Origin of the sequence: Asticcacaulis solisilvae (assembly GCF_017875235.1) — a bacterium.
In the GTDB taxonomy this organism is placed as follows: Bacteria; Pseudomonadota; Alphaproteobacteria; order Caulobacterales; family Caulobacteraceae; genus Asticcacaulis; species Asticcacaulis solisilvae_A.
Map to the genome: position 1 here is coordinate 439,991 of NZ_JAGGMI010000002.1, position 26,988 is coordinate 466,978.

20 protein-coding genes are annotated in these 26,988 nt (G+C 62.0%); 9 read left to right on the forward strand and 11 right to left on the reverse strand.

The window, feature by feature from the left end:
• Positions 1-63 precede the first annotated feature (63 nt).
• The 4 genes from J2X24_RS05175 to J2X24_RS05190 form a co-directional block, all read right to left on the reverse strand.
• Positions 64-918: an OmpA family protein gene (locus J2X24_RS05175; protein ID WP_209717585.1), complete on the reverse strand. Its 855-nt coding sequence runs from the start codon at positions 916-918 to the stop codon at positions 64-66.
• Positions 919-1,090: 172 nt separating this feature from the next.
• Complete coding sequence (ppdK, locus tag J2X24_RS05180) at positions 1,091-3,757, reverse strand: pyruvate, phosphate dikinase (RefSeq protein ID WP_209717589.1); 2,667 nt, start codon at positions 3,755-3,757, stop codon at positions 1,091-1,093.
• Positions 3,758-3,949: 192 nt separating this feature from the next.
• Positions 3,950-6,010, reverse strand: coding sequence for a glycine--tRNA ligase subunit beta (gene glyS, locus J2X24_RS05185; protein WP_209717592.1), 2,061 nt, complete (start codon positions 6,008-6,010; stop codon positions 3,950-3,952).
• A complete protein-coding gene (locus tag J2X24_RS05190; protein ID WP_209717595.1) occupies positions 6,010-6,900 on the reverse strand; it encodes a glycine--tRNA ligase subunit alpha in 891 nt (296 codons plus the stop codon). The genes glyS and J2X24_RS05190 overlap by 1 nt, the downstream gene beginning before the upstream one ends.
• A 255-nt stretch (positions 6,901-7,155) precedes the next feature.
• Here J2X24_RS05190 and J2X24_RS05195 point away from each other — a divergent pair, with 255 nt between their 5' ends.
• Both J2X24_RS05195 and J2X24_RS05200 read left to right on the forward strand, forming a co-directional pair.
• Positions 7,156-8,469: an AmpG family muropeptide MFS transporter gene (locus tag J2X24_RS05195; RefSeq protein WP_209717598.1), complete on the forward strand. Its 1,314-nt coding sequence runs from the start codon at positions 7,156-7,158 to the stop codon at positions 8,467-8,469.
• 89 nt (positions 8,470-8,558) lie between these two features.
• Positions 8,559-8,972, forward strand: coding sequence for a DUF6157 family protein (locus J2X24_RS05200; protein WP_209717602.1), 414 nt, complete (start codon positions 8,559-8,561; stop codon positions 8,970-8,972).
• On the opposite strand, the gene J2X24_RS05205 is transcribed toward J2X24_RS05200, so the two are convergent.
• The 3 genes from J2X24_RS05205 to J2X24_RS05215 form a co-directional block, all read right to left on the reverse strand.
• Entirely contained in the window at positions 8,969-9,886 is a 918-nt protein-coding gene (locus J2X24_RS05205; protein WP_209717605.1) for a 4-(cytidine 5'-diphospho)-2-C-methyl-D-erythritol kinase, read from the reverse strand. The genes J2X24_RS05200 and J2X24_RS05205 overlap by 4 nt on opposite strands.
• A complete protein-coding gene (locus J2X24_RS05210; RefSeq protein WP_209717608.1) occupies positions 9,883-11,610 on the reverse strand; it encodes a tetratricopeptide repeat protein in 1,728 nt (575 codons plus the stop codon). The genes J2X24_RS05205 and J2X24_RS05210 overlap by 4 nt, the downstream gene beginning before the upstream one ends.
• Before the next feature lie 116 nt (positions 11,611-11,726).
• Positions 11,727-13,418, reverse strand: coding sequence for an electron transfer flavoprotein-ubiquinone oxidoreductase (locus tag J2X24_RS05215; protein ID WP_209717611.1), 1,692 nt, complete (start codon positions 13,416-13,418; stop codon positions 11,727-11,729).
• A gap of 110 nt (positions 13,419-13,528) precedes the next feature.
• On the opposite strand from J2X24_RS05215, the gene J2X24_RS05220 reads away from it, so the two are divergent.
• Together J2X24_RS05220 and J2X24_RS05225 are read left to right on the forward strand one after the other, a co-directional pair.
• Positions 13,529-14,359 (forward strand): uracil-DNA glycosylase, encoded by an 831-nt coding sequence (locus J2X24_RS05220; protein WP_209717613.1) that lies wholly within the window; start codon positions 13,529-13,531, stop codon positions 14,357-14,359.
• A 252-nt stretch (positions 14,360-14,611) separates the two neighbouring features.
• Entirely contained in the window at positions 14,612-17,008 is a 2,397-nt protein-coding gene (locus J2X24_RS05225) for a lytic transglycosylase domain-containing protein (RefSeq protein ID WP_245344451.1), read from the forward strand.
• A gap of 20 nt (positions 17,009-17,028) precedes the next feature.
• Here J2X24_RS05225 and J2X24_RS05230 read toward each other — a convergent pair whose 3' ends face one another.
• Together J2X24_RS05230 and J2X24_RS05235 are read right to left on the reverse strand one after the other, a co-directional pair.
• Entirely contained in the window at positions 17,029-17,703 is a 675-nt protein-coding gene (locus tag J2X24_RS05230) for a glycosyltransferase (protein WP_209717617.1), read from the reverse strand.
• Between the two features lie 32 nt (positions 17,704-17,735).
• On the reverse strand, positions 17,736-18,968 hold the full coding sequence (locus J2X24_RS05235; RefSeq protein WP_209717620.1) for a class I SAM-dependent RNA methyltransferase: 1,233 nt from the start codon (positions 18,966-18,968) through the stop codon (positions 17,736-17,738).
• Positions 18,969-19,145: 177 nt separating this feature from the next.
• Here J2X24_RS05235 and J2X24_RS05240 point away from each other — a divergent pair, with 177 nt between their 5' ends.
• From J2X24_RS05240 to J2X24_RS05255, 4 genes are all read left to right on the forward strand, one after another.
• Positions 19,146-19,691, forward strand: coding sequence for a hypothetical protein (locus J2X24_RS05240; RefSeq protein ID WP_209717625.1), 546 nt, complete (start codon positions 19,146-19,148; stop codon positions 19,689-19,691).
• Between the two features lie 201 nt (positions 19,692-19,892).
• On the forward strand, positions 19,893-20,348 hold the full coding sequence (locus J2X24_RS05245; RefSeq protein ID WP_209717628.1) for a hypothetical protein: 456 nt from the start codon (positions 19,893-19,895) through the stop codon (positions 20,346-20,348).
• A gap of 115 nt (positions 20,349-20,463) precedes the next feature.
• On the forward strand, positions 20,464-20,940 hold the full coding sequence (locus tag J2X24_RS05250; RefSeq protein WP_209717631.1) for a YMGG-like glycine zipper-containing protein: 477 nt from the start codon (positions 20,464-20,466) through the stop codon (positions 20,938-20,940).
• 168 nt (positions 20,941-21,108) lie between these two features.
• Positions 21,109-21,552 (forward strand): glycine zipper domain-containing protein, encoded by a 444-nt coding sequence (locus J2X24_RS05255; RefSeq protein ID WP_209717634.1) that lies wholly within the window; start codon positions 21,109-21,111, stop codon positions 21,550-21,552.
• A gap of 106 nt (positions 21,553-21,658) precedes the next feature.
• On the opposite strand, the gene J2X24_RS05260 is transcribed toward J2X24_RS05255, so the two are convergent.
• On the reverse strand, positions 21,659-22,843 hold the full coding sequence (locus J2X24_RS05260) for a glycosyltransferase (RefSeq protein ID WP_209717637.1): 1,185 nt from the start codon (positions 22,841-22,843) through the stop codon (positions 21,659-21,661).
• A gap of 226 nt (positions 22,844-23,069) precedes the next feature.
• Here J2X24_RS05260 and J2X24_RS05265 point away from each other — a divergent pair, with 226 nt between their 5' ends.
• Positions 23,070-24,311 (forward strand): hypothetical protein, encoded by a 1,242-nt coding sequence (locus tag J2X24_RS05265; RefSeq protein WP_209717640.1) that lies wholly within the window; start codon positions 23,070-23,072, stop codon positions 24,309-24,311.
• On the opposite strand, the gene J2X24_RS05270 is transcribed toward J2X24_RS05265, so the two are convergent.
• On the reverse strand, positions 24,295-26,988 hold the full coding sequence (locus tag J2X24_RS05270; RefSeq protein ID WP_209717642.1) for a valine--tRNA ligase: 2,694 nt from the start codon (positions 26,986-26,988) through the stop codon (positions 24,295-24,297). The genes J2X24_RS05265 and J2X24_RS05270 overlap by 17 nt on opposite strands.

Below are 26,988 nucleotides of genomic sequence, written 5' to 3' on the forward strand. Positions count from 1 at the left end.
AGACCCGCGGCGCCCAGCAACAGCCAGCGCAGTTCGAAGATCAGATGCAGCATGGCCATCTCCCTATCCCGCCGTCACGTGGAAGGCGACACGGCGGTTGGCCGCACGGCCTTCCGGTGTCGCATTGTCGGCAATGGGTTGCGCGCCACCATAGCCGGCCGCGCTGACGCGGTCCTGCGGCAGGCCGCGCGACACCAGCGCGGCGGCGGCGGCCTGGGCGCGCGACTTGGTGATCAGCTGGTTGGCGACCGCATCGCCGGCATTGTCGGTATAGGCGGCGACCTCGAGCTTCAGTTCGGCGGGGCACGACGCCATCGTCTTGTAGACATCGTCGAGCACGACCTGGCTTTCGGGGGTCAGTTCGTAGCTGCCGAAGACGTAGGTGACCTTGCGCGTGCCCATGGCTGCCAGGATACGCTCTTCGCAGCCTTGCGCGGCGTTCGAGCTGATCGGCACGGCGCCACTGCCGGCGACCGTCGGACGGGAGGCGGACACGGTATCGATCGTTGTGGCGCTTTCACCGCTGATCGTGAAGGGCGCGGCACCGGCGGCCACCATCGGCGCGGCGTCGGCAGCGACCACGGCGCGCGGCGTGCCTTCCAGCACCTTGCCCACATGAATGTCGGTGACCAGGCGGGCATATTGGCCGCCCGGCATATCGTTGCTGTCGATAGCGGAGATGGCCTTTTCGGCCTCTTTCAGCTTGCGGGCGGAGTCGGGATCATTGTCCATGGCCGTAAGCGTTACGGTCTGGCCATCGACCGTGGCGCGGACATCATCGAGCCCCTGATCGGCGAGGGTACGGGCGACCTTTTCACGAACGCCGGTCTCGACGCCCGGCAGGGTCTGGTAAAGTCCCACCGCGCCCAGAGCCGCCAGCCCCGTAACGCCCACCAACCAAATGGCTCCGGCCTTCATAAGACACCCCTCGTTTTTTTGTCTTAGGGGTTTGTATCGCGTTTAACCGCGTCAGACAACCAGCGCGAACACCTGACAGGCGAGATTTCTTAACCATTTGGAAAGGCAAAGGCCGGGGTGTGGCATGGCGCCCTCACCCCGGCCCTGACTATACGGCTAAATCGCCTCAGGCTTACTTCGCAGCGGCAATCGCCGCTTGCGCCGCCGCCAGTCGCGCTACTGGGACGCGATAGGGTGAGCACGACACATAGGCCAGGCCGATCTTATGGCAAAACGCGATCGACGCCGGATCGCCGCCATGTTCACCGCAGATGCCGAGCTTGATATCGCCCCGCGTGGACTTGCCCTTGGCGGTGGCGATCTCGATCAGGGCGCCGACGCCGTCCTGGTCCAGGCTGACGAACGGGTCTTTCTCGAAGATGCCCTTTTCGATGTACGGGTTCAGGAACCGGCCCGAGTCGTCGCGGCTGATGCCATAGGTCGTCTGGGTCAGGTCGTTGGTGCCGAACGAGAAGAACTCGGCCGATTCCGCCAGCTTGTCGGCCAGCAGGGCCGCGCGCGGCAGTTCGATCATGGTGCCCGTCTTGTAGGCGACCTCACGCCCGGCCTTGGCGAAGACCTGCTTGGCGATGGCATGGGTCATGTCCGACAGCTTGGCCATTTCCTGCGAGGTGGCAACCAGCGGATGCATGATTTCCGGGACCGGGTTACCACCCGCGGCCGCGACCTCAACCGCGGCCTCGAAGATGGCCGTCAGCTGCGATTCGTAGATTTCCGGGAAGGTGATGCCGAGACGGCAGCCGCGCCAGCCCAGCATCGGGTTAGCTTCAGAGAGTTCCTTGGTGCGCTTGTACAGCTTGTCGGCGCCGACGCCCGTGCTTTCGGCCACCATCTTCACGTCTTCCTCCGAATGCGGCAGGAATTCGTGCAGCGGCGGGTCCAGCAGGCGCACCGTGACCGGCAGGCCGTCCATGATCTTGAACAGCTCGACGAAATCCGCCTTTTGCATCGGCTGGATCTTGGCCAGCGCCTTGCGACGGCCGGCCTCGTCGTCGGCCAGGATCATTTCGCGGACGGCGGTGATGCGCTCGTCATCGAAGAACATGTGCTCGGTGCGGCACAGGCCGATGCCCTGGGCGCCGAAGCCCAGAGCCGTGCGGGCATCAGCCGGCGTTTCGGCATTGGTGCGGACCTCAAGGCGCTTGAATTCGTCCGCCCAGGCCATGATCTGGTGGAAGTCGTCCGAGAAGTCGGGCTCGATCATGCGGACCGCGCCCTTGATGATTTCGCCGGTCGAGCCATCGAGCGTGATGACTTCGCCGTGCCGGAAGGTCTGGCCACGAGCGACGAATTCACCGCGATCCGAGTAGATCTGCATCTCACCGGCGCCGGAGACACACGGACGGCCCATGCCGCGGGCGACGACCGCCGCGTGACTGGTCATGCCGCCGCGCGCCGTGACGATGGCCTTGGCGGCGTGCATACCGTGGATGTCCTCGGGCGAGGTTTCGTCGCGGACCAAGATGACGTCTTCGCCGGCGGCTGCCAGACGGACGGCGTCGTCGGCCGTGAAGACGATCTTGCCGCAAGCCGCGCCCGGCGATGCCGGCAGGCCCTTGGCGACGACGATCTTCTCGGCCTTGGGGTCCAGCATCGGGTGCAGCAGTTGGTCCAGGCTGGCCGGATCAACGCGCAGCAGCGCTTCCTGCGGCGTGATCAGGCCTTCCTTTGCCATGTCAACGGCGATCTTGAGCGCCGCCTTGGAGGTGCGCTTGGCGTTGCGAGTCTGGAGCATGTAGAGCTTGCCCTGCTCTACCGTGAACTCCACGTCCTGGACGTCGCGATAGTGGTTTTCCAGCGTGTCGACGGTCGTCTTGAACTGTGCGAAGACCTCGGGCAGCGACTCTTCCATTGACGGAGACCGCTCGCCCATTTCTTCACGGGCCTTGCGCGTCAAGGCCTGCGGCGTGCGGATACCGGCCACCACGTCTTCGCCCTGGGCGTTCAGCAGGAATTCGCCGTAAAGGTCGCCATCACCGGTCGACGGGTTGCGCGTAAAGGCCACGCCGGTCGCAGAGGTTTCGCCCATATTGCCGAAGACCATCGACTGGATATTCACGGCCGTGCCCCAGTCTTCGGGGATGTCGTGCATCTTGCGGTAGAACTTGGCGCGGTCGTTCATCCACGACCCGAAGACGGCCTTCACGGCGCCCCAAAGCTGGTCCTTAGGGTCTTGCGGGAAATCGCGGCCGAGTTCGTTGCGGACCATGGCCTTGTAGTCGGCGATGATGCGTTCCCAGTCCTTGGCCTGGATGTCGGTGTCTACGCTGACGCCAAGGCGGTCCTTGTGATCATCCAGGATATCTTCGAAGGCGTGGTGCGACACGTTTAGCACGACGTTGGAATACATGGTGATGAAGCGGCGATAGCAGTCGAGTGCAAAGCGCCGGTCGCCGGTCAGCTCGGCCAGGCCATCGACCGTGGCGTCGTTCAGGCCCAGGTTCAGGACCGTGTCCATCATGCCCGGCATCGAAGCGCGCGCGCCTGAGCGCACCGAGACCAGCAACGGGTTCTTCACGTCGCCAAAGCCCTTGCCGGTGACCTTTTCGAGGTCGGCCAGGTTGGCTTCGACTTCGTCGATCAGGCCCTCGGGCAGCTCGGAATTGTTACGAAAATAGTGGACGCAGGCTTCGGTCGTTATGGTGAAACCGGCAGGAACGGGCAGGTTCAGCGACGACATCTCGGCGAGATTCGCGCCCTTACCGCCCAACAATTCCTTCATGGTGGCATCGCCATCCGCCTTCCCCGCCTGGAAGGCATAGACCCAGTGCTTTGTCATGAAACTTTCCCTCTTCACTGACAGCGTTTTTGGTTTGAGTACGCTTGGTCGAAAACTAGGTGTTTTGTTTATAAGTTTTCGATTACTTCACGCCCGGCATTTTGAGGCGTGATTACGCTTTAGTTTGTCGCGCATCTTATCCGAAAACCGCGTGGCACTTTTGGCTACGCCGAACTTCGTTTCGGAATGCGCTTACGCTATACGACTTAGGTCCGCGACGGGCGCCGACAAGGCACAAACCTGGGCAAGAAGTTTCAGTCGATTGGCCCTCACAGCCGCATCGTCCGCATTGACCAGGACTCCATCAAGGAACGCATCGACATTTTGCCGCAATGCAGCAAGACTTAGCAAGGCCTCATATGTATTTTCTGCATTAAGCAGATTTTCGATCACGCCTTTTTGCGTTTTCAACTGTTGAATCAAGGCCAGTTCGACATCGGGCGCGCCGGGCTGGACCTCGGCCTCGCCTTGCGGCAGGGCGCCCTTCTTGGCTTCGGCCGCCAGGATATTGGCCGCGCGCTTGTGCGCCGCCAAAGCGTCCTGGCCCTGCGGTGATTGCAGCACGCGATCCAGCGCGTCGATGCGGCCGACGACACGAACCATGTCGTCGTCCTTGTTGGCCAGGACAGCGTCGATGACTTCGTGATTGCGGCCATCTTCGCGCAGTTGCACCTTGAGACGATCGGTGAAGAAGTCGAGGATTTCGCCCGTGACGTCAGCAGCCTGACGCACGCCTTGCGGACCTGAACCGACATTGGCGAACCATGCTTTGACCAAAGCCGTCAACGACAAGCGGGCATTGTGTTCGCGCAAGATACGAAGGATGCCGAGCGCCGAACGGCGTAAGGCGTAGGGGTCCTTCGAGCCCGTCGGCTTTTCATCGATAGCGAAGAAGCCGACCAGCGTATCGATCTTGTCAGCCAGAGCGACCGTCGCGCTGATGGCGCCGGTCGGCACCGTGTCGCCCGGTCCCTGCGGCTTGTAATGCTCACGGATGGCATTAGCGATATCGGCCGGCAGCTTTGCGGCATCGGCGTAATATCCGCCCATAACCCCTTGAAGTTCCGGAAATTCCCCAACCATCTTGGACGCCAGATCGGCCTTGGCCAGACGCGCGGCTTCAGTCGCCACGGCCGGATCCGCCTTCAACAGCGGCGCGATATACTTGGCCAAAGCCGTAATGCGCTCGACGCGCTGGGCCATCGTGCCAAGCTTGACGTGGAAGGTGGTGCCCTTCAGACGCTCCAGCCAGCCATCGAAGTTCCCCGCCTTATTGTCCTCGGTCCAGAAGAAGACACCGTCCGACAGACGCGCCGAAAGGACCTTGGCATTGCCGCGCTTGATTTCTTCGCCGCCGTCTACCGCACGGGTGTTGGCGACAATGACGAAATGCGCCGCCATCTTGCCCGTCGCCTTGTCGCGCACGGCAAAGTACTTCTGATGCGTGCGCATAGACGTCTTGATGACTTCGGGCGGCAGGGTCAGGAAGCGCGGGTCCATGTCGCCGAGAATCGGCACCGGCCATTCGTTGAGGCCCGCGACCTCTTCCAGCAGCCCCTGATCGTCCATCAGCTCGCAACCAGCGACATCACAGACGGCGCGCGCCTTGTCGAGAATGACGGCCTGACGCTCAGCATGATCCAGGATTACGGAATTGTCTGCCAAGCCCTTCTGATAGCTGGCAAAATCGTTGACAGCGAACGGCTCACCCGAGCTGAGGTAGCGGTGACCAACGGTTTGATTGCCAGCAACCAGACCTTCGAGTTCAAATGGGATGACTTGGCCATCAAACAGGAACAGGATGCGCTTCAGCGGCCGCACCCAGCGGAAGCTCGACGTGCCCGAACGCATCGACTTCGGCCATGGGAAGCCGAGGATGACGTCCATCAGCATGCCCGACAGGCTGTCGGCGGTCTTGCGGCCCGGCTTTTCGATCCGCGCCAGCCACACGCCGTTTTCCAGCGTCAACTGGTCCTGCGTCAGGCCGACCTTGCGCAGGAAACCGGCCATGGCCTGTTCCGGCGCGCCCTCTTTCGGACCCTTGACCTCTTCGGTGACGGCGGCCGTCTCGACCGGCAGGCCTTCAACGACCAGGGCCAGACGGCGTGGACCAACATAGGCCTTGATCGAGTCGTAGGTCAGGCCGGATGCGGTCAGCTTGGCGCCGAACAGGCGCTCGAAATCGCGCGCCGCCCCCAGTTGCATACGGGCGGGGATTTCTTCGGATTGCAGTTCGATCAACAACTGGGGCATCAGGCGCGCTCCTCTTCCTGGCGCGCCCATTCCTGGGCACAGGCCTTACAGAGGTCGCGGATACGGCCGATATAGGATTGCCGTTCGGCGACGGCGATGGCGCCGCGGGCGTCCATCAGGTTAAACAGGTGCGAAGCCTTCAGCACATGGTCATAGGCCGGCAGGACCAGGGCCTGGCCCTGCGGTCCCGTCATGCCCAGCAGGCGCGACACTTCGCGTTCCATGTCCTCGAAGCGGCGCTTCAGGCCATCGACGTCATATCCGGTAAAGTTGGCGGCCGACTGCTGGCGCTCGTTTTCCAGGAAGACGTCGCCGTACTTGACACCGTCCTTGTTGAACTTCAGGTCATAGACATTATCGACGTTCTGCAGATACATGCACAGGCGTTCCAGCCCGTAGGTCAGCTCGCCCGATACGACGTCGACCTCGATGCCGCCGACACCCTGGAAGTAGGTGTACTGTGTGACTTCCATGCCGTCGCACCATACCTCCCAGCCCAGCCCCCAGGCCCCGACCGTCGGATTTTCCCAGTCGTCTTCGACAAAGCGGATGTCGTGCAGCGAGGTATCGAGCCCGATCGCCTTCAGCGAGCCGAGATACAGCTCCTGAAGGTTTTCCGGATTGGGCTTCAGGATGACCTGATACTGGTAATAGTGCTGGAGGCGGTTCGGGTTTTCGCCATAGCGGCCATCGACCGGGCGGCGCGACGGCTGGACATAGGCGCACTTCCATGGCTTGCGGCCGAGCGCGCGCAGCACCGTCGCCGGATGCAGCGTACCAGCGCCGACCTCGATATCGTAAGGCTGGAGGATGACGCAGCCCTGTTCGGACCAATAGTGGTGAAGCGTCAGGATCAGGTCCTGAAACGATAGGGGTTCTTGTGAAGCCATAGCCGAAAATATGCCCGAAAATTTGGCCCGGACCATACTGACGCCTGTCTGCCCCCGCAAGCCCAAACCCTAGAAAAAATTAGCGCTTTGGTGGTTTAAGAGGCCCCACCACCAACGCGCTAAAGCGCGTCGGTCCCCCTCCCCATGCCTTCGGCACAGGGAGGAGTGGTCGTGCTCTTCCTCTCCTCCCTGTCGCGAAGCGAAGTGGCGGTGGGGTCTCTTTTCGGCATCATGAGAATCGGTTGAAGTGTCTTCATGGTCGATCCCGACATCAAACCGAGTCTGAAAACCCGACTGCGCCACGTCGCTGACGCGCTGCGCAAACCCCAGTCCTGGATTCTCCTTGGCCTGGGTTTTTCCTGCGCCCTGCCCTTCCTGCTGGTCGGCGGAACCTTGGCCTTCTGGTTAAGAGCTGAGCATATTACTCTGACAATTATCGGTTTTTCGACTTGGGTCAGCCTGCTGTACGGCCTCAAGTTTGTCTGGGCGCCGTGGATGGACAAGGTACGTCTGCCGCTGCTCTATGGCTGGCTGGGCCAGCGCAGGTCATGGATGCTGCTGAGCCAGGTCGGCGTCGCCATCGGGCTGATCGCCATGGCGATGATCGGCCCAAAGCACCTGACGGCATTCCTGATTGCCGCTGTCTTTGTCGCCTTCGCCGCCGCGTCACAGGAAATCGCCGTCGATGCCTGGCGCGTCGAACAAACGACCGATGAGGCCACGCAAGCGGTCAATCCCAGTCTCTGGGCTTTCGGGTTCCGCGCCGGCATACTCGTTACTGACTCGCTGATCCTGGTGATCTCAAAACGCGCCGGCTGGCCTTTTGCCTATACCGGCATCGCCGCCCTGCTCATCATTGGTGTCGCCGCCACATTGTTCGCCAATCGCACCGAAATCGAGACACACTTAAGGGCACAGGCGCGGTCGCTCAAAGCTATCCTCGTCGATCCGGTCGTCAGCTTCTTCAATGAACATAAGGGAACAGCGGGCCTGATCCTGCTCACCCTGGCCCTCTACCGCTTGCCGGACTACCTCACCAGTATTGCGCCGGCCATGTACCAGGACACCGGCCTGGATTCAGATGCCATTGCCGCCATGCGCGCCAGCGTCGGACTTGGGGCGTCTCTGGCCGGTATCGCGGCCGGCGGCTCCTGCCTGCTGTTCCTCGGTCTGCAACGCACATTCATTCTCGGCGCGCTGATCGGCCCGGTGTCCAACCTGTGCTTTGCCTGGATGTCGGTTTCGCACGGGTCGCTTGGCGTTTTTGCCTTCACACTCGTTGCCGACAACTTTTCCAACGGTATCGCCGAAACGGCGCTCGTCGCCTTTATGACGCGCATGACTGGCCGCGATCACACGCTGACGCATTATGCCTTGATGTACAGCATCGCAGCCCTGACCGGAAAACTCCTTAAGGGCTTCAACGGCCAGATCGTCGATTCGCTCACGCCTTCGCTCGGCCTGTTCGACGCCTATTCAACCTTCTTTATGGGCACGGCCGTCATCGCCATACCGTGCCTGATCCTGTGCTGGACGATTCGCCAGAAAGGCGTATTCTCCGAGCGTTAATCCTGCGCATTCGTATCGTATTTTTATCCTGCCGGGCGTTAGCCTCTGCTTATGTTTCAGGGACTTAAAGGACATTCGGGGGTCACCGCATGACGATCGCGAACACCTTCATCACCATTGCCGACGACAGCCCGGCCACCATGAGCACCGTGCCGCCGCAAAAGAGCGAAGAGCGCACCATTGCCCGCCTGCATTACGACCTCTTGAGCGAACACCCATACGAGTTCGATCTCGACAGCTTCAATTTCGAAGTCTACTGCCTGAAGAACCATATCGCGCCGGAACACCGCGATGCCCACCGCGCCGAGTTCTTTTCAAAAGGCCATCCGTGCATGCGCGCCTCGCCCTTGACCAAGAGCTACGGTTTCGGCGCGCATTATAACGGCAATGGCAAGATCGCCATTTATCCCGTTGATTCCGTCGCTTACGGAAAGTTCCTGAACGATCCCGACATCAAGCTCGAAAAGGCCATGCGCACAAAGCGCGCTTCGCTGGCGGCCTAGCTAAGAGTGCAGGCCTGTACCCAGGCGTCCGGCCACGCTTTGCGCAAACGCCCGGCCAGAAGCGATGCATCAGTGGCAGTGTCGCACAGGGCAAAGCAGGTCGCTCCGGATCCCGACATTCTGGCAAACCGCGTTTGCGGTTCGGCGCGCAAGGACGCAAGCACGTCTCCGATGACCGGCCTGAGCGCAATAGCAGGTGCTTCCAGATCATTGCGTGTTGTCGTCAGATAGTCGATTACATCCTTCACCGGCCATTTGCCGCCGACGGTCATGAACATGTTATGTCGCTCGCCCAGCATTTCAGCGGGAATAATGCCCTCACCATGCCATCGGGTATGTATAGGCAGGTGACTGCCAATGGCATCATAGGCGCGGAAGACCTCCGGCGTTGGACACTCAACACCCGGATTAATCAGAACGCATGGCAGCGCCGGCAAGACTATCGGGCTGAGTTTCTCGCCGTAACCCTCAGCGATGCAGGCCTTGGACCACAGGCACATAACGCCGTCGGCACCTGTTCGCGCGGCAATGGCCGAGAGGGCTTCGTCCGTTATCTCTTCCGAGCCGCGCAACAGACGCAGAATGGCGCCAGCGTCTGCGCTGCCACCGCCTATACCCGACGCCAGAGGCAAATTCTTGGTCAACCGATAGCCGAAAAATTTACCGGCCTTGCCTGTTTCCGCCTCGAAGAGACGAACCGCCTTCATAACGAGATTATCCTCGCCGGTGCTCAAGCCTTCGGCAAAGGGGCCATCGATTTTGAAGTGGCCCTTGCCGCCCGGAATGAGCTGCAGCTCATCGCCGACATCGGCGAAGGCGACCATACTCCGCAGGGGGTGATAGCCGCGCGCGTCAGGCGCGGCCACGTGCAGGTACAGATTGACCTTGGCAGGCGCCAGTCGTCTCAAAGTCACTGGGCTTTGGTCTTGTCGGCCTTGTCGTTGAAGGCGGTCTCGGACTTGGCGCCGGCGGCAGGCTGGGAGATGCCAACAGATGTCGGCGCCTTGTCTTTACTGGCATCGAGCTTGGCGCGCACCGAAGCCGTGCTCTTTTCGGTCGCATCGAGGGTCAGCACGCGTTGCCATTCGTAACGCGCCTCGACTTTCCGCCCCAGCGCCAGGTAAACGTCACCCAGGTGCTCGTTGATCTCAGCGTCGGACGGGTCCATCTGGATGGCCTGTTCGACATAGGTCAGGGCCTGCTCATAGTCGCCGAGCTTGTAATAGCCCCAGCCGAGCGAATCGACGATGGCGCCGGATTTCGGGCTGAGCGCCATGGCCTGGCGGACCAGTTCCATGCCCTCCTTGACCTTCAGGTCGCGGCTGATCCAGCCATAGCCGATGAAGTTGAGGATTTCCGGCCGATCGCCGGCAATCGCCCGCGCCTTGGTGATGGCGGCTTCGGCAGAGTTCCAATCGTTGAGCGAGTCGTTGACCACCGCCTGGATGAACCAGGCCTGCCAGGTGAAGTCGTCGCTGCCGGCACGCGCCGCACGGTCGTTCAGAACCTTCAGCGCCTCCGTGTCCTTGCCCTGGGCGTGCAGGATGTCGGCCTTTTCAGCAATGAAGGCAATGTCGTCCGGCGCATCCGCCAGTATGGAATCGACCAGCTTCAGCGCCTCGTCATTTTCGTTGCGGGCGCGTAACGACCAGGCGCGACGCAGCGCTGCTTCGCCAGCATAGGGCGAGCCCGGAGCGACCCCAGCCCACGCCATTTCGGCGGCGGCGGAATCCTTGAGATCCTGGTTGATCTGGCCCAGGAAGATGCGGGCGCGATCGGACGTCGGGTCGAGATAGAGCGACAGGCGCAGCGAGGCCAGGGCCATTTCGTTGTCACGGTCGCTGGAATAAAGCGTTGCCGACAGCAGCAGGGCCTGGGCCATGCTGGTCTTGAGGTCCGGCAGCGGCGCAGGCTTGGCGCCCGGCGTATCGAGGCGCGCCAGGGATTGCCGCGACACCGGATCGCCCGAGGATTCGGCCATCGCCTTCCAGACGATGCGCGCCTCGTCCTTGCGGCCCTGGCGTTCCAGGAAGCCGGCATAGTCGGGGCCGAAGACGAAAGAGGCCGCGCCCGGCTGATAGAGCGAGGCATAAAGCGCGTCGGCGTCCTTGATGCGGCCTTTCATCTCATAAAGGCGCGCGCGTTCGGCCTTGATCAGGTAGACCAGCAGCCGGCCGCGGTCGCTGGCGTTCAGCGCCGCGTCGCCGCTGTCGTCAAACGCCGCCTTCCAGTCGCCATTCATGGCCTGGACATAGGGACGCAGCAGCGACGCGGTCTTTTCCTCGCTGTCGACCTTCAGCACGCCGTCGACGGCCTTGGCGGCCACGCCCGGCTTGTTGGCCTTCACGGCCACGGTCGCACCGACCAGGCCGGTCATCAGACGGGCAACGCCCGTGGCGTTCTGCGGCGAAATGGTCTGGGCGCTGTTGATATCGCCGTTGAGGATGGCGACCAGGAAGGCTTTTTCGCGGAGATCGGCTTCGGCCGGATCGCCGGTGGAAGCCGAGGTCAGGGAACGCGAGGCCGTGCCGACATCGCCCATGGCCATGGCGTAGCGCCCGACCAGGAAATTGCCATAGGAGTCCTGTGCTGCCTGCTTTGGAGCCGCCATCACGGGCGCCGCCAACATTACAGACATCAGAGCCATCCCGATCACAGCCGGGGCCGTCGAACGCACCAAACGCTTTTTCACTGTGTAGTCCTGCCTAAGAAATGACGCCCGCACCACCCAACAGCAAAACCTTTAACCGATCTTTACATGTTTGGATAGTTCGGACCGCCGCCGCCTTCGGGCGTGACCCAGACGATGTTGTTCGTCGGGTCCTTGATGTCGCAGGTTTTGCAGTGCACGCAGTTCTGGGCGTTGATTTGCAAGCGTGGCTCACGGTTTTCAAGGCCCACGATCTCATAGACACCGGCCGGGCAATAGCGCTGGGCGGGCTCCGCGTATTTGGCGAAATTGATGTCGATCGGGATATGCGAGTCCTTCAATTTCAGGTGAACAGGCTGGTCCTCCTCATGATTGGTGCTGGAAATGAACACCGAGGACAGCCGGTCGAAGGTCAGGACGCCGTCATATTTGGGATAGTTGATCGGCTTGCATTCCGCCGCCGGGCGGATCGAATGGGCGTCGCTCTTGCCGTGCTTGAGCGTGCCCGTGCCGGTAAAGAGACTGAAGCCACCGAGCAGATTGGTCACCGTCATCTCGACGCCGCCGATCAGCGTGCCGAGCGTCGTGCCGAAGCGGCTGAGGATCGGCTTGACGTTACGGACGAGGCGCAGCTCTTTCTTGATATCGGAATGGTCGTAGGCGGTCTGATAGGCCTCCAGCACGCGCGGCGGCGTGCCGGAATAGATGGCTTTGAAGGCCGCGTCGGCCGCCAGGATGCCGCTCTTGATGGCATTATGGCTGCCCTTGATGCGCGGCACATTGACGAAACCGGCCGAGCAGCCAATCAGTGCACCGCCCGGAAAGACCAGGCGCGGCACCGATTGATAGCCGCCTTCGTTGATGGCGCGGGCACCGTAGGCGACGCGCGTCGCGCCTTCCAGCGTTTCACGCACCACCGGGTGGGTCTTGAAGCGCTGGAATTCGTCGAATGGCGACAGGTAAGGGTTCTTGTAGTTCAGGTGGACCACGTAGCCGATTGACACATAGTGGTCGCCGAAGTGATACATGAAGGAGCCGCCGCCGGTTGCATCGTCGAGGGGCCAGCCGAGTGTGTGCTGGACCAGGCCCGGCTTGAAATTCTTGGCAGGAACCTTCCACAACTCCTTGATGCCAATACCGTATTTCTGAACATCGCAATTTGCGTCCAGCTCAAACTTGCGGATGACCTCACCCGACAAGGAGCCGCGCACGCCTTCGGCAAAGAAGGTGTATTTGGCGCGCAGTTCCAGGCCCGGCTGGTAGTCGGGTTTATGATGGCCATCGCGGGCCACGCCGAAAACGCCGGCAACCACGCCCGCCACGCCGCCATCGGCGTCATAGAGGACTTCCGAACAGGCCATGCCGGGATAGATTTCGACGCCCAGGCCTTCAGCCTGTTCGGCCAGCCAGCGGCACAGATTGCCGAGGCTTCCGACATAGCAGCCGTGATTATCCATGTAGGCCGGCTTGGGCAGCCACGAGATGTCGAGCGCACCCTGGGGGCCCAGATAGATGAACTTGTCCTCGGTGACGGGGGTATCGAGTGGTGCGCCCATCTCCTTCCAGTTCGGAAAGAGTTTCGCCAGGCCCGAGGGATCGAAGACGGCGCCCGACAGGATGTGCGCGCCGATTTCCGAGCCTTTTTCCAGCACGGCGACGGTGATCTCGGCACCGGCCTTCTCAGCCTGCTGCTTGAGACGAATCGCCGCCGACAGCCCCGCCGGGCCGCCGCCGACGATGACCACGTCGTATTCCATCGCGTCTCGCTGGATATCCTGACCGGGCGTGTCCGCCATGACCTGCTTCTCTCTCGTATCGAGGCGATACGCGCCTCTTTGCATTGAACTGGGCGCGAGAAATGCCTATGAGTGGCCCCTCGCCCGTACCCTGTCAGGTTCCCCGCTTCATGATCCTCCCCGATGATCTCCGCAAAGAGATGGAAAGCTATCTCGGCTTTCTGGCGGACCATGAGCTGGACGACCTGTATGAAGCCGAACCTCTTAATCGGACTCTCCAGGAAAGCAAAACGCAAATTCCGCGTGCCGCAGCGGCAGTTGTGCAATTCCCCGTGACACCGCAGCAAGGCGGCCACACCGGGCACAATCTGCGCCCGCAAAGCCTTGCCAACCTTGATATTGGCGCGGCGCTGCATGACGCAAAACAGCGCGCGGGCGCTGTGCGGTCTCTGGATACCCTGTACGCCGAGCTGGAAGGCTTTCAGCAAATGCCGATGCGCCACGAAGGCGGACGGCAGATCGTGCGGTTTCGCGGCGCGGCGCAGCCCGAGCTGCTGATCGTCGGAGAAATTCCGGACACGGACGAAGATTCGTCGGGTCAGGCCTTCGCCGGCAAGCCCGGCGCACTGATCGATTCTGCCCTGAAAGCCGCGGGCCTGACGGACAGGACCATGCTGGCGCCGTGCGTCTTTTGGCGGACGGCCGGCGGACGGCCACTGACCGGTGAAGACCAGGCGCTGAATGCGCCGTTTATCCACGCCCTGATCCGCGTCGCTGCCCCCAAGGCGATCCTGTTGCTGGGCGCGTCGGCGGTGACCAGCGTGCTCAACCTGGACCAGCCTTTGTCGAAACTGCGCGGCCGCGTCGTCAGCTATACGGAAAACGGCAGCAATATTCCACTGGTGGCCAGTTACTCGCCCGCCTTCGTCCTGCGCCAGCCTGCCTGCAAGGCGTTTTTGTGGCGCGACATATTGCAAGTTATTGGAAAAGCAGAACTTTAATGCCCCTCAAGCGGTTGTGATACCGCAGGGCAATAAAGTGTGTTGTCTGTGATCGCCTGTCACGAATAAGTTTTCAATGCGCTTTGGCAGGCGAACACGGTTGCCAGCGCGTTAATCTTTGCTAAAGTCTTGACGATCAAAGACGTAGTTTCAGTAGTGTAAAGGCCTCCAGGAGGGGACGTTTTGACTGCAAGCCATCGCCTCCTCGCGCACGCCGGCCGACAGGGACGCAAAGCGCTACTTTCGCGTCCTTTGGCTCTCATCGGCGCAAGCCTCCTGGCTCTCGCCCTGACCGCCACCAGCCCGGCTCTGGCCGCCGATTCGAAGAAGGCCGCCAGCGAAAGCACCACAAAGGCCAAGGCTCCGGCAAAGACCAAAACGTCGGACGCAAAGACTGAAAAGGCCGCTTCCAAGACCTCGACGGCCAAGTCCGGCAAGACCGAGGTTGCCAGCGCCAAGGATGGCGACGGCAAAAAGAAGTCCTCCGACGGCGACAAAAAAACAACCAAGACGGCCGAGGCCGGTACATCGAAGTCAAAGACCGGCTCCAAGGACAAGACCGGGAGCAAACTGGCCGATGCCGACGAAAGGCCGGCCAAGGGATCGTCAAAAACCACCAAGGACAGCAAAACCAAGGCCTCGGCCGCGAAGAGCAAGCTCGCCAGCGCCGATGACGCGGAGGAGGATGACGCCAAGCCCGCGAAGTCGGGCAGCAAGGCGTCGAAGACGGAAACATCGAAGTCCAGCAAATCCAGGAACGGCAAGACCAAGCTCGCCGACGCGGACGACAGCAAGGGCAAGAAGGGCTCCGGCAAGGGCGGCAAGGACATCGACAAAAAGGCCAAGGCCGACGGCAAGACCTCGAAGCTGGCCGACGGCAGCGTCAAGAAGTCCAAGAAGGGCAAGAAGGCGGCGCCTGAGCCCAAGCCCGTGCCGGATAAGGCCATGCTGACCCTGGCCGCGGCCCTGGCCAATGACGCCCGCGCCGAAGTGCCGGTCAATCTGAGCTCGGGGCCCATGCCCTATATGCGCGCTACACCGACCGTGCTGTCGGCGGGAGACGCCGAGCTTTATCGCACCGCCTACAGCCAGATCGACGCCGGCAAATACGACGACGCCGAAGCCACGCTGGCGCAGGTCAGCGACAAGAGCCTGGTCGGCCACGTCGAGTACCGCAAGCTGTTCAGCGGCGGCTACACCGCCACCTATGACGAACTCGTCGCCTGGGTAAACCAGTATGGCGACCAGCCGATGGCCATGAAGGTGTGGAACCTGGCCAAGCGCAAGAAACCCGACGGCGCACCCGATCCCGCCTTTCCGTCCTTGATGGGTAAGCCGGGCTTGGCCGCGGCCGCATTGGATAATGACGGCGCGGGGGTGCAACTGGCCTCGACCGGGTCGCTGGCGCCGACCATCCGTGCCGATCTCAATCCCGGTGCGCCGATGAGCGATGCGGTCGATTCGGACCTGACGGTGAAATCGGCGCGTTCGGCCTATAATAACGGCCAGCTGGAACAGGCGGTTACGCTCGGCAAGACGATAGGCGATCACTGGGTCGCGGGCCTGGCCAGCTATCGTCTCAAGCGCTACGACCAGGCGCTGGTCCACTTCAAGTTCGTCTCGACCGACCCCAGCCGTAACGCCTGGAGCCAGTCGAGCGGCGCTTACTGGGCGGCGCGCTCCGCGCTCAAGATGAATGACGCGGCGACCGCCGACGCCTATTTTAAGATTGCCGCCTCCTATCCGTTCACCTTCTACGGCCTGCTGGCCGAGGCACGCCTGGGGGTTACGCCGGCCATCGCACTGGCCAAGAAGGGACTGCCGCCGACCTTCCAGCCCGATAGCAACAAGGCGCTGGTCGCCAGTCTGAACAGCAATTCCAGCGACTGGGCCAAGACCAATCCGCAGGCCCAGCGCATGAGCGCTCTTGTCCAACTCGGCCGCATGAATGACGCCCGCGACGAAGTCCGCTCAGCCATGCAGACGGCCAGCGACGACGCAATGCGGCAGAAGTGGATGGCCCTGGCGGTGTCGCACAATATTCCGGTCGGCCAGATGAAGACCACGGACCGCCTGTTCAATGCCGACCTTTATCCGATTCCGGACTACGCCCTGAGCAACGCCAAGGTCGACCGCGCCCTCGTCTATGCGTTTGCGCGCAAGGAAAGCAAGTTCAACGCCGCCGCCAAGTCCTATGCCGGCGCCTATGGCCTGATGCAGATCATGCCGGGCACCGCGGCCCTGGTCGAGGGTGATTCCAGCTTCACCCGGAAGCCCAACCAGCTTCTGAAGGCCGAGACCAATCTGCGCATCGGCCAAAAGTACATCCAGCGCCTGATGGACACCAAGGCCACCGAAGGCGACCTGCTACGGACCATCGCCGCCTATAATGCCGGTCCGGGGCCGGTGAAGGACGCCATGGACTCGCTTGGCAACGACTACGATTCGCTGCTGGTCATGGAATCGATCCCGGTCGCGCAGACCCGCCAGTATATCGAGGAAGTGGCCGCCAACTACTGGATCTACCGCCAGATCATGGGCAAGGAAACACCCAGCCTGCATCAGGCGGCCAATGACGCGCGCATCATCGACGCCTCGGCCGACGCTCTTGATGCGGAAGCTGAAGTTGCCCTGGTTGGGACGGAATAATTTTCAAATAATATACAAGCTTACGCAGCTTTGCTCAGGGGCGGCTTCGGCGGGAAACCGAGCAGGTAGAGGCCGATTCTCAAGCCCCTGCCGGCGATGCCAAGCGCCCAGCCGCGGCGCTTGAAGCGCGAGGCGCTGGTGCTGAGCGACACTGCCATGGGGCGCAGCCGCGCACGGCCAAGCGCCAATGCCAAGGCAACATCCTCGAACGCCACCTGGTCCTTATAGCCGCCGATGCAGTCATAAAGCGCGCGCGACAACAGCATGCCGTGGTCCCCGCTCGGCAGGGCCAGCCAGCGCGCACGCAGCGCAACGACCTCCCCCCACAGCTTGGCCAGCATGGAAGGATCATCGAAACGCAGGTGGAAATAGGCAGCCTGGGCAGGATGCGTGCGGATATGGGCCTGGACCTCGTCCATCCAACCTTCGCCAAGCTGCGAATCCGAGTGCAGGATCAACAGCCATTCTCCCCGCGCCGCCCGGCAGCCCTGCCACAGTTGCAGTCCGCGCGCGATATCGCCCTGGACAATACGGCAGCCGGTCGATTCGGCGATTTCCAGCGTCGAATCGGTCGAACCGCCGTCGACGATGACGACCTCCTTGATGATGCCTTCCACCACGCCGGGAACCAGCGACGACAACGTCCGCGCCAGGTGATCTTCAGCATTGAGGGTGGGGATAACGACGGAAATCAAGGACGCAACTTTCTATTGTCTGTCGCGCAATTTTAACGCGAAAAGACAGCCACCAACTCGAGGTGACTGGACCACAGAAACTGATCTATCGGGGTCACGCTGTCCAGTGAAAAACCGTTAACAACAAGGATTTTCGCATCTCTCACGAAGGTTTGAGGGTTGCAGCTCACGGCCACGACGCGTGCAACCTTGGAGCGGGCGATCTCACCGGCTTGCGCTTCGGCGCCGGCGCGCGGCGGGTCGAAGACGACGGCATCGAGCCCCTTCATCTCTTCCGCCAGCAGCGGCCTGCGAAACAGGTCGCGGACTTCCGCGTTGATGGTTTTCAGCCCTGGCGCCGAGGCTATGGCCGACTTCAGCGCCGCGACCGCCTCACCCGCCCCATCGAGCGCATGAACGACCGCGCTTTCGGCCAGCGGGAAGGTGAAGGTACCGGCGCCACAGAACAGGTCGGCGACCTTCGATGCGCCTGCGACGCCCGCCTTGACCAGGCGGACCATGTCGGCTTCGGAAGCTTCGGAAGCCTGCAGAAAGGAGCCCGGCGGCAGGCTGACCACCGCCTTGCCGAACGCCACGCGGGCTTTACGCGCTTCGTAGAGGATTTCGCCGCTCATGGTGACGCGAGCAAAATCGGCTTCACCCGCCGTCATGGCAATCTGCATGCGCGCGTCGGCCGAAAGTCCGCCGCTGCGCGTACGTTCGACGCCGGAGATGTCGATGTCGAGGCCGGTCTTCGACGACGTGATGTGCAGGATGGGCGCCGACTTCGGGTGCTCGAACAGGGGCCCCGCCAGTTGGCGGAAATGCGGCAGGGCACGGACGATGGTCGGCTCGGCGATCGGGCATTCGCTGATCGGCACCAGCGACCACGACCGGCGCATCTTGTAGCCGATCTCGACGGACTTACCCACTTTGCGCGCATGCAGACCGACGCGGCGTCGACTCGCGGGCGGCGTGGTGAGAATGGGCATGACTTCGGTTTCAAAGCCGGCGCGGCGCAGTTGGGCCTCAACGACCTCGCGCTTCCAGCCGCTATAGGCCTTCATGTCCCAGTGCTGCAGCGCGCAGCCACCACAGGCGGCGAAATGGCGGCATGGCGGTGTGACGCGGTCGGGGCTGGCTTCCAGAACTTCCACCAGTTCGGGACGTTCCTTGCCCGGCTTCACGGTCACGCGCTCGCCCGGCAGGGTCAGAGGCACGACCATGCCGTCGCGGCTCAGGCCATCGCCCTGGAAGCCTACCTTGTCTATCAATACCTCTTGCACGCCTTTACGCCTCCGCCTGCGGAGAGGCTCGCTTAAACCTTGGGCGACGAAATGCAACCGGTTTTAAGCCTCCCACGCGTGTGGCCTTGACGCCGCCGCCCGATGAGCAAATGGTTAACGCATGGATTTCTTATGATCCGCCGCTCACAACCGGCCCAAACGCCAACGGAGGCTGCCATGACCATTGCCCGGTCCGCATTGAAACTCTCATGTGTCATTGCCACGGCGGCCCTGCTGTCGGCGGGATCGCTGGCCGCGCCACAAGCCGCCATGGCCGAAGCCAAAAGCGATAACTGCAAGCCGGTCAAGGTGGTTCAGAAGGCCAAGGCGAAAGCCAAAATTCACAAGGTGAAGGCGAAACCCGCCAAGGCCAGGACCGTCGCCGTCGTCCACAAGGCAAAGCCCAAGGCCAAGATCATCAAGGTCGCCGCCGCGCCGTGCGACTGCCGCAAGGAGGTCAAGGTCGTAAAGCTCATACAGCCGGTCATCGAACGCGAAGTGACGGTCTATCGCGCCGAGCCGCGCCCTTGGCATGCGCCCTATGTCGACGAGGTCGCCACCGGCGATTATGCGAGCTACGACGAGACATCCCATCACGAAGAAACGTCTCACACGGAAACCCGCGTTGTACAACGCATCTACATCCGCAACGACCACTACCTGTCCGCCGACACCCGCCCGGGCCGCCATCGCCACACGCGCTGGCCGCGTTGGATGGAGTAGGCGTTTGCCTGGCAGAGCTATTTCGCCAAAAGCCGTCACACGCTTCGGCATTGCTTAAGTCATTTACCATTTTTTTTGAAAAGCCGCGGGCCTTCTGCATTTCGCAAAATGTCGGCAGCTCTGACAGTCCGATCATCTCAATACGTGCGCGTTCATTCTCGCCTGCCATTTTACCGAAGCAGGTTTGTAAGGAGACGGCTGATGTTCGTGTCGAAGCTTACCCTGGCGGCCATCGCCGCGCTGACGATCGCTGTCCCCGCCATGGCGCAGGACTACGGTTATGACGGTCCTTATGATGGTCCCTATGACTATCCCGAAGACGAGCGCGTCTTCGACGAAGGCTATCGCTATCCCGGCGAACGCCCGCCCGCCGGCCACCAGGTCGCGCGTGACTATCTGAGGGGAGAATACTATCGCTACCAGGGCACACCACCACGCGATCCGCGCGTGGGTGAGCAGGAAGGCTGGCGTGAAGGCGTCATCCGCACCCCGCCGCGCTGGTACTGGAACCGGTGCGGCTGCAGCCAGGCCTATTATTATGGCCGCTGGCACAAGCGTCCCCAGCTTTATGACTACAGCGCCTACGACTATAGCTACCGGCAACGGCTGGATCGCCGCACGGCCTACGAATACCGCTGGCCGCGCCGCAACTGGTAAGGCCGCCGATGAACGGATCTGTTATCTGCCGTTCAGGTTCGAGGGCTTATAATCTGCCATCACAGGGCGGCGAAGTTCCTATCATGCGCCGCCCAGAGTACAGGAGCCCTGCCCCATGATCAGGATATTCAAACCCCTCGCCCTTTCCCTGGCCGCCGCCATTGTGGCCATTCCCGCCGTGGCATCCGCCCAGGACTGCTACGAACGCCGCCGCGATAATGCGACCGCGGGGGCTGTTGTTGGGGCCATAGCCGGCGCCGCCATCGGCAACAGCACTTCGGGCCGTCATTCGCGGGGCACAGGCACGGCGGCCGGCGCCATTATCGGCGGCGCGCTCGGCGCGTCGGTCGGCCGCAGCGGCACGGACTGCTATTATGACAGCCGCTATGATGACCGCTACGACGACCGTTATGACCGGCGCAGCTATAGCTACGATGACGACTATTATTACGACGACCGTCCGCGTTACCGCACCCGCGTCTATGTCGCCCCCAGCGTCGTCTATGTCGAACCACGCCGCTATTATCGCGATCGTTACTACGCGCCGCGCGGGTACTATCGCGACCGGCCGCGTCGATATCATCGCTGGTAGTCCTGAAAATCCCGGCCATTCGCGGCCGGGATCGCTTTTTTAGATCGAGCGTTTCCTGAACGAAGATGAACGAACTTATCAAGCGCCGTTCATATTCGGTTATCTAAAGTTATCATCAGACGCCGAGCACAGGTTGCCACGGCCGGGACTTATACAAGGAGGTGTGCCATGCGTAACCTGACATCCAAGACGAAAATCGCTGCTGCCGCCGTATTGTCGGTCACGATGCTGGCCGCAATGATCCCGGCCGTCGCTTCAGCCGAAAGCTGCCGTGAACGCCGCAGCGACAATGCGACCACCGGCGCCGTGGTCGGCGCGGTCGCCGGCGCCGCCGTCGGCAACAGCGCTTCCGGCCGCCGCAACAAGGGCACGGGCACCGTCATCGGCGCCATCGCCGGCGCGGCCATCGGCGCCGAAATCGGCAAGAACAACACCAAGTGCCGTTACAACTATGCCTATGATGACCGTCGTTACGATCGCCGCTACGACCGCCGCGAGGATCGCTGGGACCGTCGTGAGGATCGTTACGACCGCCGCGAGGATCGCTATGACCGCCGCGAAGACCGTTATGACCGTCGGGAAGATCGCCGCGACCGTCGCGACGACTGGTAAATTTAAGGCCGTTTTGCCTGGTGAGGTGTCGAAATCGCCTTCGGCACGTCGCTTGAATTCCTGAAGCCTTTACCGCCTGAGGCAGACCCTGGCCTCAGGCGTTTTTTTATGCCTTTTTGGTGGGCTTCTTCTGGCGCCATGACAGGACGGTTGACGCCCAGTAGTTCCACACGCCGCTCAGCAAGGCGGCGGAGACGCCCGACACGAACCAGTGCACACCCAGATACTGCTTCATCAGGATCGACAGGCCGAGGCTGAGGATCGCGCCCACGCCACAGGCGAAATAAAATCCGAACAGGCCGCGAATCATGGCCCAGCCCTTCAGGCGCTTGTCGCGGAAGGTAATCGAGTTGTTGATGAAGAAGTTCCACGTCATCGATAACCAGATGGCGAGGCCGTAATTCGTGATGTCGTCCCAGTAGAGCGTGTAGCGATAAACGGGCAACTCGCCGCCGACGCGCAGGAACTCATGGCTGAGGATCAATACGGCCATATAGACAAACACGCCCGTGACGCCGACGCCGCCGAACAGCACGAAGCGCGCCGGCAGGAAGCCCTTGGTCGCCTTTTCCACCAGCAGCGCGCCGAGGTCGAGCACGACGCGGATATCCAGTTTGGACGTCCCGCCCTGGCGCTGGCGCAGCGCCGCCTTGATCTCGCCGAATCTAGGCTTGATGCTGGATGAGGCCGCGACATCGACCAGGATCTTGAAGCCGACACCGGTCAGTTTGGGGCGCGCCGACATGTAGTATTCGCGCGTCATCATGAAGCAGCCGCTCATGGGGTCGGTCAACGGCACTTTCAAAACCATGCCGGTGACTGCCGTCGCGGCCTTGGAGCCCAGGTCGCGGAACCAGCTGAGGCCGGTATCGGCGCCGCCGATATAGCGCGACACGCAAACCAGGTCCTTGTCGCCCTTCAGGATCATTTCCGCCAGGGCGCGAATGGCCGCCGGATCGTGCTGGCCGTCGCCGTCCATGACGCCGAGATATCGGCCATGGGCGATGTCCCAGCCCTTGATGGCGGCCGAAGACAGGCCGCGTTCGTCATAGCGGACGTGCAGGCGGACATTGGGGCGCGACTTGGCGACGTCCAGGACTTCCGACTGCGTCTGGTCCTGTGAATTGTCGTCAACCACGATGATTTCGTGGCTGATGCCTTTCAGCGTCGTGCAGATCTCGTCGATGACCGACCGGATAGCCGCGCCTTCGTTCAGTGTACAAATGATTAGGCTGAGATCGGGCGCAGGCCGGGCGCCATCCGTCGCAGGGCGTTGTCCAACGTCGCTCAAAAACCACTCCCAAATTCGACCCGGCCGGGGCCAAGGCTACCCCGCCCGGCCAAATTTGGTTCCGGGCAAACCGTTCCCTTAATGAGAAAGGTCCGGTTTTACAAGGTCAAAGGAATGCGGCAAAAAAACGCCGCCAGGCCGTGAAACGGCATTTGTGCACTGCAAGGAGTTGACTGCAACCCACTCCACGGCTTGAGTAATCGCAATATAGCGCTTGGAGTAGATTATGGATGCCGTTAGCTGGCTTCGGTCAAAGACGCAAAACCGCTGGCTTTTCGGTCTCGTGGTGGTTTTCGCGATCGAGCCGACGCTGAGCGCCCTGACCAGCCGGTTCGGCAAGGGCGGCTGGTGGCTGGGAGATTTTGACGCCGTCATATGCGGCGCATGGCGCGTCGCGAACGCGCAATCTCCCTATGTCGTTGACGCGCGTTGCCAGGGTCTGGAGGCAGCGGCGTTCGTCTATGCGCCTCAGGTCGCGCAAACCTTCGCGCCGTTGGTACAGGCTCTTGGCGCCTGGGGGCTGCACTGGGCCTATCTTCCGTTTCTTGCCGCGTCAGTGGCCACCTTGCTGTGGTACGCCGTCCTGCGCCCTATGCCGGAGGTGCCGCTGCACCTGAGGCTGATGGGCCTGATGGCCATTCGCGGCAGCCCGATCACTACCGGCAACCTGGGTGCCGTATGTCAGGCCGCCGTTATTGGTGCGTCCCTGCTTGTCCGACGGGCACGCTGGCTATTTATTGCCGTCGTGGTAGTAGCGGCGACGATCAAGCCCTTCTTTCTGACGGCGCTAATCGTCCTGTTGTTCGAAGACCGGCCGTGGCGGCGCCGGCTGATCACCTTCGGTGCGGCGCTGGCTCTCGGAATTGCCACCTTCTTCGCCATGCTGACGGCTGCCGGACCGCTCGGCGAGGAATGGCGCGCCTTCATGTCCCGGATCGTCATGGATGAGCAGCCAGGGCGCGGGCTGTTCCTGGCGTACGCGGCGATGGGCCTGGACGCCGACACGCTGCTGGCCTACGTGCTTTATGGGCTATACGCCGCGGCGACGGTTACGGCGGGGCTGATTGTGGCTGAAGGCAACCGGTTGACCGGCGAAAACCGCGTCACCCTGGGCCTGGGCGTGGCACAAATGATCAATCCGCGCCTGTTCGAATACAATTACGACTTCTACCTGCTTTACCCAGCGATCGCGCTTGTGGTCATCGTGTCGCAGGGCTTGAGCCGGCGCGGTTTTACCGTCCTCAGTTGGATCTTCGTCGGCGGCATGGCCGCGGAATTCCTGATCAGTATCATAGGCATACAGTTCATCAGCGCCATTCCGCACGCCCTGATGATATGTCTCTCAGTTCTGATCGGCGCCGCCGTACTGACAGCCCGTCAGGATCGTCAGCAGGTCAGAACGTGGGTCGCCCAGCCCGGCCTGGCCATGCGCCAGGCGGTTGTCGCCGTGATTACTGGACGGATTTAAGCCGTTCCAGCGCCACGGCCAGCTTGGCCTTGCCGTTCTCGGCCTCGGACAGGCGCTCGCGGTTTTCCTCGATGACCTCTTCCGGCGCCTTGCGGACGAATTCCGGATTGTCGAGCTTGCGCCTGACGCCGTCGATCGTCTTGTCGAAGTCGGCAATGCCCTTGGTCAGGCGCGCCTGTTCGGCCTTGAGGTCGATGAACTCGGCGATCGCCAGGTGCGCCGTCGCCTCACCGGCAACGAAGGGCACCGAGCCGGCCGGCGCGCTGTCGGACACCTTGACGTCAGAGACACGGCCCAGGAACAGGATCAGGTCTTCGTGCGTGTTGATGCGCTGACGCGTGACATCGGAGGCACCCAGGAGGCTGAGCGGCACACGCGCCGAACCCGGCACATTCATTTCCGAGCGTATCGACCTGATTTCACTGATCATATCGACCAGCCAGTTAATCTCTTCGTCGGCTGCCGCATCAATGGTCGCGGCGTTGAACACCGGCCACGACGCCGTCATCAGCATCCCGTCCGCACCCGTCTGCTGCCACAGCTCCTCGGTCAGGAAGGGCATGACCGGATGCAGCATGATCATGGCCTGATCGAGCACCCAGGCCGTCATGGCGCGGATTTCGTCGGTCGCCAATTGGTCGTCGCCGTTCAGGATCGGCTTGGCCAGTTCCAGGTACCAGTCGCAGAAAACGTTCCAGATGAACTTGTAAAGCGCATTTGCGGCGTCATCGAAGGCGCAGGCTTCAAGCGCGGCGGTCACGGCGGCATTGGTCTTGGCGACTTCGCCCCGGATCCAGCGGCTGAGGGTCAGCCTGACGGCCGAAGGATCGAAACCGGCTTCGCGCTGGCACTCGTTCATCTGGCAGAAGCGTGTGGCGTTCCACAGCTTTGTGCCAAAATTACGATAGCCTTCAATGCGTTGCTTAGCGAGTTTAATGTCGCGCCCCTGCCCCGACATGGCGGTAAGCGTAAAGCGCAGGGCGTCAGCGCCGAACTCATCGACCAGCACCAGCGGGTCCATGACATTGCCCTTTGATTTCGACATCTTCTGCCCCTTGTCGTCGCGGACCAGGGCATTGATGAAGACGCGCTTGAACGGCGCCTCGCCGGTGAAGTGCAGCCCCATCATCATCATCCGGGCGACCCAGAAGAAGATGATGTCGAAGCCGGTTATCAGGGTATGCGTAGGATAGAAGCGCTTGAGGTCCTCGGTGTTTTCCGGCCAGCCCATGGTCGAGAATGGCCACAGCGCCGACGAGAACCAGGTGTCGAGAACGTCCTCGTCCTGGGTCAGTTCGGTCGCCTTGCCGTAGTGGGCGACAGCCTGCTCTTGCGCTTCCACTTCGCTCATGGCGACAAAGACGTGGCCGTCCGGACCATACCAGGCCGGGATACGGTGGCCCCACCACAGCTGGCGCGAGACGCACCACGGCTCGATATTGCGCATCCATTCGAAATAGGTCTTTTCCCAGTTCTTCGGCTCGAACACCGTGCGGCCGTCCTCGACCGCCTTGATGGCCTCCTTCGCCAGCTCACCGGCATTCACGTACCACTGGTCGGTCAGGTAGGGTTCGATGACCACCCCCGAACGATCGCCGTGCGGCACGACGTGGCGGGTCTTCTCGATGCCTTTCAACAGGCCGAGGTCGTCCATCTCCTGAATGATGCCCTTGCGCGCAATAAAGCGGTCTAGGCCGCGATACGCCTCCGGCACCGTGTCGTTCAGGCGCGCATAGGCGTCCATGATGTTGATCGCGTCTAGGCCGGCGCGCTTGCCGACCATGAAGTCGTTGAAATCGTGCGCGGGTGTGATCTTGACCGCGCCCGAGCCCTTTTCCGGATCGGCATATTCGTCGGCAACGATCGGAATGCGGCGACCAACGATCGGCAGGGTGACGAACTTGCCGACGAGGCCGGAATAGCGCTCGTCGTCCGGGTGAACGGCAACGCCGGTATCGCCCAGCATGGTCTCCGGACGCGTCGTCGCCACGACGATATAGTCGCGCGTCTCGAAGGTCTCGTTGCCCTCTTCGTCCTTGACCGGGTGCTGATAGGTGACACCGTCCGCCAGCGGATAGGCGAAATGGTAATAGGCGCCCTCAACCTCCTTTTGCTCGACCTCGAGGTCGGAGATGGCGGTCTGGAAGTGCGGGTCCCAGTTGACCAGCCGCTTGTCGCGGTACATCAGCCCGTCCTTATGGAGTTGGACGAAGACCTTGCGCACCGCCGCCGACAGGCCGTCATCCAGCGTAAAGCGTTCGCGCGACCAGTCGCACGACGCGCCCAGGCGACGCAGCTGACGCACGATCGTGCCGCCCGATTCGGCCTTCCATTCCCAGACCTTGGCGACGAAGGCGTCGCGGCCCATGTCGCGGCGGCCGACATTGCCATTGGCCGCCAGTTGGCGCTCGACGACCATCTGGGTGGCGATACCGGCGTGGTCGGTGCCCGGCAACCACAGCGCCGCCTTGCCGCGCATGCGCTCAAAGCGCGTCAGCACGTCCTGGAGCGTGTTGTTGAGGGCGTGGCCGATATGCAGGCTGCCCGTCACATTGGGCGGCGGGATAACGATCGAAAAGGGCTCGCCCTCAGCCTTAGGCGCAAAGGCGCCTGACTCTTCCCACAGCTTATACAGGCGGGGTTCAACGGCGGACGGGTCGAAAGTCTTTTCAAGCAT